Annotated in this window: 12 protein-coding genes; 3 read left to right on the top strand and 9 right to left on the bottom strand. The window is 40.7% G+C overall.

Features of this window, described 5'->3' with window-relative positions; all coding sequences use genetic code 11:
• Positions 1–26 precede the first annotated feature (26 nt).
• The 4 genes from J2743_RS05685 to J2743_RS05670 are packed head-to-tail and all read right to left on the bottom strand — an operon-like array spanning position 27 to position 4,085.
• On the bottom strand, positions 27–1,265 hold the full coding sequence (locus tag J2743_RS05685; protein WP_209625610.1) for a 4Fe-4S binding protein: 1,239 nt from the start codon (positions 1,263–1,265) through the stop codon (positions 27–29).
• A gap of 23 nt (positions 1,266–1,288) precedes the next feature.
• Positions 1,289–2,707 carry a F420-non-reducing hydrogenase subunit MvhA gene (gene mvhA, locus J2743_RS05680; RefSeq protein ID WP_209625609.1) on the bottom strand — a complete coding sequence of 473 codons (1,419 nt, stop codon included), beginning with the start codon at positions 2,705–2,707 and terminating at the stop codon, positions 1,289–1,291.
• Positions 2,708–3,637, bottom strand: a complete 930-nt coding sequence (locus tag J2743_RS05675) for an NADH-quinone oxidoreductase subunit B family protein (RefSeq protein ID WP_209625608.1) — start codon at positions 3,635–3,637, stop codon at positions 2,708–2,710.
• 1 nt (position 3,638) lies between these two features.
• Positions 3,639–4,085, bottom strand: a complete 447-nt coding sequence (locus tag J2743_RS05670) for a hydrogenase iron-sulfur subunit (RefSeq protein WP_209625607.1) — start codon at positions 4,083–4,085, stop codon at positions 3,639–3,641.
• Between the two features lie 503 nt (positions 4,086–4,588).
• Between J2743_RS05670 and sufC the strand changes: the two genes are divergently transcribed.
• From sufC to fae, 3 genes are all read left to right on the top strand, one after another.
• Positions 4,589–5,347, top strand: a complete 759-nt coding sequence (gene sufC, locus J2743_RS05665) for a Fe-S cluster assembly ATPase SufC (protein WP_209625764.1) — start codon at positions 4,589–4,591, stop codon at positions 5,345–5,347.
• Positions 5,329–6,564 carry a SufB/SufD family protein gene (locus tag J2743_RS05660; protein ID WP_209625606.1) on the top strand — a complete coding sequence of 412 codons (1,236 nt, stop codon included), beginning with the start codon at positions 5,329–5,331 and terminating at the stop codon, positions 6,562–6,564. Before sufC ends, J2743_RS05660 begins: the two co-directional genes overlap by 19 nt.
• 280 nt (positions 6,565–6,844) lie before the next feature.
• Positions 6,845–7,336, top strand: coding sequence for a formaldehyde-activating enzyme (gene fae, locus J2743_RS05655; RefSeq protein ID WP_209625605.1), 492 nt, complete (start codon positions 6,845–6,847; stop codon positions 7,334–7,336).
• 117 nt (positions 7,337–7,453) lie between these two features.
• On the opposite strand, the gene J2743_RS05650 is transcribed toward fae, so the two are convergent.
• From J2743_RS05650 to J2743_RS05630, 5 genes are all read right to left on the bottom strand, one after another.
• Positions 7,454–7,729, bottom strand: coding sequence for a PRC-barrel domain-containing protein (locus J2743_RS05650; RefSeq protein ID WP_209625604.1), 276 nt, complete (start codon positions 7,727–7,729; stop codon positions 7,454–7,456).
• Positions 7,730–7,733: 4 nt separating this feature from the next.
• Positions 7,734–8,345 (bottom strand): NTP transferase domain-containing protein, encoded by a 612-nt coding sequence (locus J2743_RS05645; RefSeq protein ID WP_209625603.1) that lies wholly within the window; start codon positions 8,343–8,345, stop codon positions 7,734–7,736.
• A gap of 191 nt (positions 8,346–8,536) precedes the next feature.
• On the bottom strand, positions 8,537–8,938 hold the full coding sequence (locus J2743_RS05640) for a DUF8036 family membrane protein (protein WP_209625602.1): 402 nt from the start codon (positions 8,936–8,938) through the stop codon (positions 8,537–8,539).
• Between the two features lie 48 nt (positions 8,939–8,986).
• Positions 8,987–9,274 (bottom strand): ArsR/SmtB family transcription factor, encoded by a 288-nt coding sequence (locus J2743_RS05635; protein WP_209625601.1) that lies wholly within the window; start codon positions 9,272–9,274, stop codon positions 8,987–8,989.
• A gap of 192 nt (positions 9,275–9,466) precedes the next feature.
• On the bottom strand, positions 9,467–10,939 hold the full coding sequence (locus tag J2743_RS05630) for a methanogenesis marker 14 protein (RefSeq protein ID WP_209625763.1): 1,473 nt from the start codon (positions 10,937–10,939) through the stop codon (positions 9,467–9,469).
• Between the last annotated feature and the right edge of the window lie 80 nt (positions 10,940–11,019).

Here is an 11,019-nt window from a genome sequence, read left to right as displayed (position 1 = left end):
TTGTTTCGTGTTTTGGACTTTTTGACCTATTTCAGAGACAATGCATCGTGTGGACAGGCAGGTATGCACTGGTCACAGAGTATACAGAATCCTTTGAGTGGTACTTTGTCGTCGGTGAGTTTCAGCATGTTGTAAGGACATACTTCTACACAGTCACCGCACTGTGTACACTTATCTGGACTGTATTGTACTCTGTTACGTTTTACAACTTCCCCATCAACAACTTTGTCAATTTCTTCCAGGTTCAATGCACCGTTAGGGCAAGCAACTGTACATGCTCCACAACGGGTACACATAGCGAATGATGGTTCTCTTCCGACTTCCTCGTCTCCTGGGACTTGGATTCCAGTTTTGGTAACCACTCGCATGGCATCGTTTGGACATATACGGGCACAAGCTCCGACGAAGTCACATTTAGATTCGTCCCATACCAATCCTGCCTCAGAAGCAGGTTTAGCAGGCCCCAGTTCAATATCTAGATTAATTGCATCCACTGGACACATTTTTTCGCAAAGTCCACAGTAAGTACATATTTCAGGTAGTTCTACTGTTATTGCAGAGGCTTTGGGTGTTATAAATTCACCTGGACAGGCGTCTACACAAACATTACAACCAATACAGGTTTCTTCATCCACTTCGAAAGTGTTGAGGTCTTTGGTACGTTTTTCTGGTTTTTTACCTGATATGAATACTGCATTCCATGGGCAGGTCTGGGAACAGACCCCACATTTGATACAGGTATCCTCGTCGATGGTGATGCTTTCCCCATATTCAGGGAGTGTGATGGCATCTACAGGACATTCGTCCACACACATACCACATCCTACACAGTCAACTATGTAAATTGGGCCGGTGATTTCGAAATCCAGTTTTTTGGGTTCCTTAACTCCTTCCACTCCAATGACTTCTACTGGGCATATGTCAGCGCACTGCTGGCACATGACACAGTATCCCTGTAGTGGTAGGGTCTGCACTTTACCAGTCTGTAGTTTGAGGATTTGGGGTGGGCAGACTTCTATGCAGTCACCGCACTCATTACAGAGTTCGGGGTTGAAGGTGACCCTGGTCTGGGTGTTACCTGATTCATCCACTGCTAACTCATCAGTTTTAAGAGCGCCGGTAGGACATGTATCCACACACTTAGGTGCGCCTCCACAGACGTCACAGTAAATAACGTCTTCTGGAGATACTGCGATTGCTGCAGTTGGACAGGTTCCCTGACAGGCCCCACATCGAATGCAGTCTTCCTTGTTAACCACTATCATCTTTTTCACCCTCTAAAATGTATTTAAATTCGTTTAACGAGGTGACCCTCGCTGTCGTACACTTCAAGGGTGGCCAGTCTCATTTGACTGTCGATTTCGTGGGTAGCACAGGATAGACATGGGTCGTAGGCCCTGATAACCATCTCCATTAAGTTGAAGATCTTGTCATCTACTTCTACTCCTGGTTTGATGTAGTCTTTGGCTACTTTCTGGATACCCATTTCCATGGCAGGGTTGTTCTGGATGGTTGCTACCACGATGTTGGCTTTGGTAACCAGTCCGTTTTCATCACAGGCATAATGGTGAGTTAGTGTTCCTCGGGATGCTTCCACAATACCGACACCTTCACCAGCAGTTCTTTCCAGAGGACCTGGGAATTTCTGTCCAGAGAGGTCTCCTTCCAGGGTGGCGGCTGCACATTCTGCAGAGGCCAGTAACTCTATGAGTCGGGCCCAGTGGTATAGTAATGGTTCGTGTGCGTAGCCAAAGGTTTTCTTGAATTCTTCGAATTCTGCCTGGGCTAATGGAGCTTCATCAGGCATTTTGTCTGCTACGTTAAGTCGGGATAATGGGCATACCCTGTAAACTCCGTCAGGATATCCTAAGTCTTTTATGTATGGGAATTTCAGCCAGGAGTATGGTTTAACATGTTCTGCTATGTAGTCCAGGTAATCAGCTGGTGCAAATTCACAGTATGGGTTACCTTCTTTGTCTTTCATGCGGACGTTTCCGTCATACATGTCCCAGACACCGTCTTTTACCAGTCCACAGTGGTAACTTTCCATGTAACCTAATGTTTTAACCAGGTCCAAGTTTTCTTCGAATATTGGTTTGGCCAGGTCTAAGGTGGCTACACTTAATTCCACGTTCCTTTTCATTTTATTTAGGAGGTCTTTCTGGGTTTCATCATCCAGACTGGTGGAGATACCTCCAGGAGTAGAGGATGTGGGGTGTATTGGTCGTCCTCCGGTGGCTTTAATGAGGTCTAAAGCGTTTTTTCGGAGTTCAATTGCCTGTAAAGCTGCTTCAGGTGCATCTTTTACGATCTGGAACACATTTCTGGTTTTCCGGTCTTTTCCAGCTATAAAGTCTGGAGCTGCAAGGAAATAGAAGTGCAGAGCGTGAGAGTGCATGGTGGAACCCCAATCCATTAGTTCCCTCATTTTGTAAGCATCTGGAAGAATGTCATCAGGTTGGAATCCGAAAATAGCATCTACTGCTTTGGCAGCAGCCAGGTGGTGTTGCACATCACAGATACCACAGATTCGGGGTACTAATCGTGGTACTTCCTCGATGTTTCTTCCCTGCAGGAATTTTTCAAATCCACGGAATTCCATTACGTGGAGTTTGGTGTCCTGGACGTTTCCTGCATCATCCAGATCCACTGTGATTTTGGCGTGACCTTCGATCCTGGTCACAGGTTCCATTTTCAGTGTAACCATTTATTTACCCTCCTTTTTCATCTTAAGGGGCACTAAAGCCGCGGGGAGTGTGTAGGTGTAGAATGTTCCAACTATGTCATCCAGTTCATTGGCTACTTCTTCAGGGTCCACAGTTTTATCGTGTTCCACACCGAAGTCAGAACCGATGGCACTGATCATTTTAGCACCTTGATCAGCTACATTGAAGGTAGGTCCGTAGCATCCACGGCATGGGATTGCAATTGATGGGCATTCAGCACCACAGATGGAAGTAGTGGCGGGTCCCATGCATACCAGTCCCTGAGGCACCAGGCACATATCTGGGTCTGGTTCTCCCAGTTCGAACTGTCTGATGATTTTGTCCATGGCCATTCCTTCTGGTGGTTTTTCCCTTGGACAAACTTCACAAAGGTTAGTTTGTGGTATTTCAGGTAATTCTTCTCCTTTTAAGAGTGCCATAACTATCTGAGCAACTAAATCAGATCTGGGGGGACAACCAGGTAAGACTAAATCCACGTCAATAACATCGGTAAGTGGTCTTACTCTGCTTTCGAGATGAGGGACTCCTTCACTGGGTATTATTCCAGCATCATTGTAGGTACTCTCGGAGTTGACGTATGCCTCTTGAGCAAGTTCTTCCGGAGTCCATAAGTTTCCTAATCCGAAAAGACCTCCGTAACAAGCACAAGTACCATAAGCTATTACTACTTTAGCTTTTTCCCTTACTTTCAGTGCTAATTCTCGGTTCTCATCATTTCGAATGCCTCCACTTACTATGGCGACATCCACATCGGTCCATTCATCATATTTGACGTCCATAAGAACTGGCATGAATTCAAAGTCTGCTAAGTTCAGAACATCTACTATGGCTTCATGTATATCTGCAATGGACAGTTCACATCCAGAACATACGCTAAGCCAAATGTTTCCTAGTTTAACTTTGTCTGCCATATTAGGCCTCCATTTCCGATTCTTCTGGAGCTTCTATCTGTGCCTTCAGTGGGGATGGGCCTAGAGCAGTTACACGATCCACCATCATTTTAACGGTGTCTGCAAATTTTTCCCCTTCTGATGCAGATATCCAGTCATGGTAAATCCTTTCTCTTCCGATTCCCAAGTCATCTGCTAATTTGTAGATTAATCTCATTCTTCTGTCGAGTTTGTAGTTTCCTGCGTCGTAGTGGCAGTCTCCATGGTGACAGCCGGCCACAATGACCCCATCAGCACCTTCTCTGAAGGCCTTGAATATAAACTGGGGTTCAATTCTTCCCGAGCACATTACTCGGATGACCCGCACATTTGGAGGATACTGCATCCTAGCGGTTCCTGCAGTGTCTGCTCCACCGTAGGAGCACCAGTTACAACAAAACATCACGATCTTTACATCATCCTCAGCCATTGGCTTTCCTCCTTGCTTTGTCGGTGTACCATATTACTGTACATTATATGCATTTAGGAATAGTTATTATAAAGGTTACTTCAAAAACAAATCCGAAAAATATATATATTATAATACATATTCGAGAATTCTAATATAGCCTAAAATAACATCAATAGGGCACGTATTTATGAATAACCTGTTAAATACCCTAAAAGTAAGTTTATCAATTTTAATACAACAAATACGTTATTTAAATTATTTATATTTATAAAAACTATGATTTAAACCATTAAACACATGACATCATTTTAACTCTGATTAATATTATAAATGCAATTTTATATCACCTAAATCCCCTATAAATGTAATTTTATATTACCTAAATCGGGAATTTGGTTCCAATGGACTTAATCTTAATAAATATTAAAGAAAAAATCCATATAAATAATAGGATGTTTTATATAAATTTGTTATAATATCCTTAATTCTGTTAATAAACAAACAATATGGTGGTGGTTAAACTGCTACTGGAAATAACTGATCTGGCAGTGGAAGTAAGTGGAAAAGAAATACTTACCGATGTAGACCTGTATATAGATAAAGGAGAAACACATGTGCTTTTAGGACCTAACGGAGCCGGTAAAAGCACTCTTTTCATGACTCTGCTTGGATTTCCCAAATATGAAGTAACACGAGGAGAGATAATCTTTAAGGGTGAAGACATAACCAATCTTTCAACCACTGAAAGAGTGAGAAGAGGATTTGGAGTAAGTTTTCAGAACCCCCCATCTATCCGTGGGGTTAGATTGGGCGATCTTTTAAAAATCGAACATGGTGAAAAGGAAGAAAGTGAAGATCTGAGTCCTGAAATGATGAAGTTAGTTCACAAACTTAAGTTCAATGAAAAATTCCTGGAAAGAGATGTTAATCTTGGTTTTTCTGGGGGAGAAGTAAAAAGATCAGAAATACTGCAATTATTAGCCCAGCAACCTGATTTCATAATGTTTGACGAACCAGATTCTGGTGTTGATATTGAAAATGTAGAACTTTTAGCAGAAGAAATCAATATTCTTCTGGATAAAGATAAAAAACCAGGCCTTCGGGAAAAATCAGGTCTTTTAATAACCCATCTTGGTTACATCCTTAATTTTGTGGCTGCAGATACTGCTCACGTGCTTATGGATGGTAGAATTGCCTGTTCAGGAAACCCAAGTGAGATTATTGAAGATATACGGAAAGAAGGATTTCATGGGTGTGTGGAATGTTGCAAAGTACAATAGATCGTGCCAAGAAAGCTACAGAAAAAAAAGCACTCTACGGTGATGATATAGATTTGGAACAGTTCATCAAGGAAGAGGCAGGTGAACATGAGCAGGTTTCTCGAGCCAACGAAGTTTCCAAAAAGGTGCAGGAAAGCCTTCTCAAGGTGGGAGTTGATCCCAGTGAAGACGAAAGATCAGGTACTTTTGTACAAGTAGACCAGAGTGAAGTTTGTTCCACTTGCACATCCGAGTCTGTGGAAATAATGGGAATGAACGTTGCCCTTGATAAATATGGATGGTTGAAAGATTACATGTGGAAGGCTGTAGCACCTGACACAGATAAATACACCGCACAAACTGCCCTAAGAGAATCTGAAGCAGGAGGATTTGGAGGTTACTTCATAAGATCCCTGCCTGGATCTAAAGAGGTATTCCCCCTTCAGGCCTGTATGTTCATCGGTGATGAAAAGATAATGCAAACTGCTCATAACATCATCATTGCCGAGGAAAATTCTGAATTGCATATTATCACAGGATGTGCCACAGGAGAAGATGTTTCCTCAGCTTTACACGTAGGAGTATCTGAATTCTACCTGAAAAAAGGGGCTAAAATCACCTTTACCATGGTGCACAACTGGGCAGAACAAGTGGATGTACGCCCCCGTACTGGAGTAATGGTAGGAGATGACTCAACCTACATCAGCAATTACATCTTAACCAGCCCGGTTAGAAGCATACAATCTTATCCTACTGCTTATTGTACTGGTAACAATTCGAAAGTTGTTTTCCAATCTATACTGGGTGGTCAGAAGGAATCTATCCTGGATATGGGTTCAAGAGTGATCCTGGAGGGAGAAGGATGCAGCACTGAAATGATATCCAGATCTGTTTCTAAGGATCAATCCCAGGTTTATGCCCGCGGCCATCTTGCAGGACGAGCTAAAAATGTTAAAGGCCATCTTGAATGCCATGGACTGGTTTTATCTGATGATTCAATGATATATGCTGTGCCAGAATTGGAAGGTTCCTCCACAGAACTGGAACTATCCCACGAAGCTGCAGTAGGTAAAATCGCCGAGGAAGAAGTGCTTTATCTCATGTCCAGAGGGTTAAGTGAAGAAGAAGCATCATCTATGATTGTTCGAGGATTTCTGAGCATGGATATAGCAGGCTTACCACCTGAACTAGCCGCTGAAACCAAGAGAATGATTGATCAAAGCCTAAAAGGAATGTAAAATTAATACATTCCCCATTTATTTATTTTCTTTTAATCACTCATTGCACACATTATTTTGTACAAACCCATTAATCCCTATAAAACCCCTGAAAATTTTTTTTAACTATTAAAATTTAAAAAAACTCCAAATTTCATCGATTTTCGAAAATCCCCCTTATTTTGTATGGTATAAATAAATGGATTCAAAAATTATATTTGATACAAATAATAGAAAATAGATCACTTATCTTATTTAATACTAGAAAAAAATTGGTAATTTATAATTGAGGTGTTTAATCATGTATCTTGCTGGAGAAGCATTAGTCGGAGATGGAGCAGAAGTATCTCATATAGACCTTCTGATTGGAGATAAAGAAGGAGCAGTTGGTAAAGCATTTGCCGATGCTTTGGCAAACCAGGTTGATAAACATACCCCACTATTTGCAGTTATAACCCCTAATTTAGTGGCTAAACCTATTACCATGTTGATACCCAAAGTTAGCATCCGAAATTTGGATGATGCCACCAAAATGTTCGGACCGGCACAGAAAGCTGTTGCTATGGCAGTAGTGGAGTCTGTTGAAGAAGGAATTATCCCTAAGTCAACTGCAGAAGATATCTGTATACTATGTGGAGTTTTCATTCACCCAGAAGCTCAGGATGCAGACAAAATTTACCAGTACAACTATGAAGCCACAAAAATTGCTATAGAAAGGGCTTTTAGTAAAAAACCAACAATGGATGAAATAATAGAGAAAAAGAATGAAACCAGGCATCCTTTTTACAAATAAGCCCTATTCATTTTTTCATTTAAATATTTATTTTTTTAAAAAGGTGTAAGAACATTCAACTTAGGCCATATAATTCTGTTTTATAAATTTTAATGATAAAAAAGGTAGGTTAAACTGTTATTCTGAAATGATGATGAATTCGCCCACCTTTTCCACTTTGCCGAAAGGTACCAGTAAATTGTCGCCTTTCTGTTTAGAACCTTTTACTGCCACATTTCGTCCTTTGTCAACCTTAATGACAACATCAGTTATTTTACCAGTTCTATCATTTATAATGAGTTCTTCAAGTTCACCTAAGATACGTGCATTGTTAGTTGCAACCTGATAACCCTTTATTTCACTCCAAACCTTTTCTTCCCCTTTTATGAGCTTTCTTTCTTCTTTCTCAACCATGACCTCACCTTCTGGGGTTTCCCCAAAGTTTTTCTAAGCATATTATGTCCTCGGGGCTATTAATATTTAATGCCAGTTCTATTTTATCGAGGACTAGAACTTCTTCATCTTGTTCTGTATCCTTCCCCCTTAATATATTTAATCCAGAGGGAACCACTTTTCCCAGCACCAAACTAGGCTGGAGATTATATTCATGGAATAATTCCACTGGTACCATTACTGACATGGCTGGTTTGGATGATTTTTGATACTCCTCCATTACCTGGTCGATTATTTCACCGGTGATGAGAGGAAGATCAGAGGCGATGGTGACAATTATTTCATCCTTAAAATCATCCTGCGAAAGTAGGTAAGAAAGATCTTCTATGTAACCCGAACCAGGAGTATCTAAAATGCCAATAGAAGGATTATCCACCAGGATATCTTCAACAAATAGGGTAGTTTGTGGAGTTTGAGAACTGGTGGCCACCACTATCTTATCCACAATGGAAGAATTTTTTAGTGCTTCCAGGACATATTGGATAACTGGTTTTCCACTTAAAAGTGTAAGGGGTTTTTCCCTGTCAGTTTTCATTCGGGTGCCCTTCCCACCAGCCATTACCACTGCTATTACCATGTTAATAAAATAATTATGTATTCCATTTTAAATCTTTTTAATTCATATTTAAAAACCATATTACATTAAAAAATCAGGGAAAAAAATAGTTCTAAGTACAATCTAGACATCTAAGTGCATCTATCCAGGTCATTATTTGATAAAGGGTGGGTTTTTTAAACTCCCACCAATTATTCATCAGGTTAATGAATTTATTCCTTGGTTACTCCGATCAGTACCGAAAGGGCGAAAAATTCTATCATGTTTAAAAAGAAAATAGGACCACCCATTCCAGGACCTTTGAATCCTTCGTAAACCAGTAAAAATCCAGTGAATAGTACATTCTGTATTAACAGGAGGAAAGCAAAGGCAACCAGTCCAAATGTGAATTGAGATTTAAATTTTCTGTAGCTTCCAATGTACATGTATAATAAAATCAACAACAGACAGATGTTGGCCATTCCCAGCAATATATCTACTGTGATCAGTTGGGAATTATCAAATTGAATCATTCCCATTCCAGTTCCATTACCCCCACCAGGTCCAGTTGCATTTTGTCCATGATATCCAGGTCCTCCAGCCCCACCAGACCCTCCATATCCTTCTGATAGCATTTCGTCACCTCTAAACTCTAACTCGTAATTCAAATTAGTTAAATTTTCTTATTCTGTTTTCATTTTACTCAAAATGTCCAAGAATGTGGAGTAGTTTTCCTCCATACGATTTGATAAAAAGTACATTGCCCCATACTTTTTCTTTCCCGTGGAGTTAAAGATTATGTCATGATCTTCCAAGACTTTAATATGGTGTTTGATAGTTTTATAATCAAGATTGAGCTCTTTTGAGAGTTGATTGATATTGTATGGCCTATTGTGGAGGCTTTTGATTATTCTGGCCCTGTTAACCCCCCCTTTACTGCCAGCAATCAAGTACCATAAAATTCTTTTCATGACAATCACAAATCTCAAGATATAAGATCAATATGATTTTAATTACTAAAATAATCCTCTTTTTCAGTTATTTTTATTGTTCCTAAAAGATTAGAGATTGAATTTGCCCACCTATTGATGAGAAATTAATCTCTAAATTTTTCTACCATTATATTTTATTGTATTAAAGTACTTATAACCATTTAAAATAAGTTATCTCTGCTGTAACTTCATCCGTTGTCCTAATATACATGGACCTCCTTGTCGACCACCAAGTGGTATGTGGGGGGTTCCCATGGAGTTCATGCATCGAGCCATTACTGCTGCACCCATAGCCAGAGCATCTGAGACAAATAAAACATCCTCAAAATAATCCTGGGCAAATTCTAAAATCAGTTCTGGTTTGCGGCCGGTGATTCCTGCCCTGCCTGTGATTCCCAAGACAGATCCTTCTTCAATAACACCTTCATCAGCAGCTTCTTCAATTAATCTTTTAACAATTGTAGCGCTAACATGATCCAGGGTGGCAAATAACGTGTGCATATCCGTTGATTCTATTATTTCATAACCTAATCGGGTGAGATCTGGTATTTCGTCACCATCTTTACCTACGTCACACCCAATAAGAGTGGTTCCTGCATCATAGGCAGCTTGAGGATCTACTGGTACAGTTCCAAATCTCTCTCTACCTTCAGGAACTTTGCGAATGTCAACGTGTTCGTGGGCACGTTGGGCAAATTCTTCTGCTGCTTTCCAGTCAGCTTTTTTGAGGATGTCCTTTGTATACAGGTCCAAAGCTGCACCACCACGTTTATCTACCTTTTTTGTTCCTCTTATTATGGAATCAGCAACCGCTCCTGCCAGTCCACAGAAGTTTCCAATAGTTTTGGCGTAGGGTTCATCGTTATTTACAATTCTACCAGCCAATGTTGTTCCAAAATCCATTGAAACACATGGATTACGGTAATCAATTTCAGTCCATTTTGCACCTGCTTTTATACCGGCAGTTACCAGTTCTCCTTCCATTTCATTTGCTACTACAGCTCTTCCTGTGGGGGGGATTACACTTACCACTGCTCCGTCGAACATTACTTTGTCCAGTAATGTGAATTCCTGTAATTTTTTGGGTAAGCTTTCCTTGGAAATTGATGGTGACATTTTGCCTGGTGGTATCCCTGCATCCAGGCAACCGTCTGCCAGGGCTATGATTAGTTCACCCACCTCTTTGGGGGATGCAAACCCGGCGGTGACTCCAGTTGAACGAACCACAAAATCCAGATCATCCTCTATACTTATCTTTGAACGTTTTACAGATTCTAGGATGGTGTCCTTGACCAAATCAGCTACTGATTCTTTGGTTAGCTCAACATGCCAAACTGTCTCCCCAAAGACTTTTTCGCCCTTTTTAGGGGGTCTAATATCCCGGGTCATTTTCACTGTTTTGTCCAATAGATAGGTTCGGCTGGTGTTGAGGTTGGTGGCAGTGAGGATGCACTTAGTGGTGGTGTTTCCCAACTCCACCGATGCCACAACGTAATATTCATCAGGACGCAGATTAGCACCGTAACCTCGGCCCACAGTTTTCCTGGTGAATGGTGCCATTTTGGCGTCTTCAATGGTAATGTATCTGCTCTTGGCCATGATGGGTTTAGGACCCAGACCTAATAGTTTCTTTAAGAATGACAGGACAATCCCTCCGGATTAATATAACTCCATAATTATAACTTGTAAAATAGGTTTTATCTAAAATAGTTATAAATCTTGTG

The sequence above is a fragment of the Methanobacterium petrolearium genome (genome assembly GCF_017873625.1).
Taxonomy (GTDB): domain Archaea; phylum Methanobacteriota; class Methanobacteria; order Methanobacteriales; family Methanobacteriaceae; genus Methanobacterium; species Methanobacterium petrolearium.
The sequence above is the reverse complement of the archived record's forward strand: the minus strand, read 5'-3'. Positions and strand labels throughout refer to the sequence as shown.

Bases quoted from the DNA above. Each gene is read 5' to 3' on its own strand.
- J2743_RS05685 (WP_209625610.1), bottom strand. From the start codon at position 1,265: ATGATAGTGGTTAACAAGGAAGACTGCATTCGATGTGGGGCCTGTCAG.
- mvhA (WP_209625609.1), bottom strand. From the start codon at position 2,707: ATGGTTACACTGAAAATGGAACCTGTGACCAGGATCGAAGGTCACGCC.
- J2743_RS05675 (WP_209625608.1), bottom strand. From the start codon at position 3,637: ATGGCAGACAAAGTTAAACTAGGAAACATTTGGCTTAGCGTATGTTCT.
- J2743_RS05670 (WP_209625607.1), bottom strand. From the start codon at position 4,085: ATGGCTGAGGATGATGTAAAGATCGTGATGTTTTGTTGTAACTGGTGC.
- J2743_RS05660 (WP_209625606.1), top strand. From the start codon at position 5,329: ATGTTGCAAAGTACAATAGATCGTGCCAAGAAAGCTACAGAAAAAAAA.
- fae (WP_209625605.1), top strand. From the start codon at position 6,845: ATGTATCTTGCTGGAGAAGCATTAGTCGGAGATGGAGCAGAAGTATCT.
- J2743_RS05650 (WP_209625604.1), bottom strand. From the start codon at position 7,729: ATGGTTGAGAAAGAAGAAAGAAAGCTCATAAAAGGGGAAGAAAAGGTT.
- J2743_RS05645 (WP_209625603.1), bottom strand. From the start codon at position 8,345: ATGGTAATAGCAGTGGTAATGGCTGGTGGGAAGGGCACCCGAATGAAA.
- J2743_RS05640 (WP_209625602.1), bottom strand. From the start codon at position 8,938: ATGCTATCAGAAGGATATGGAGGGTCTGGTGGGGCTGGAGGACCTGGA.
- J2743_RS05635 (WP_209625601.1), bottom strand. From the start codon at position 9,274: ATGAAAAGAATTTTATGGTACTTGATTGCTGGCAGTAAAGGGGGGGTT.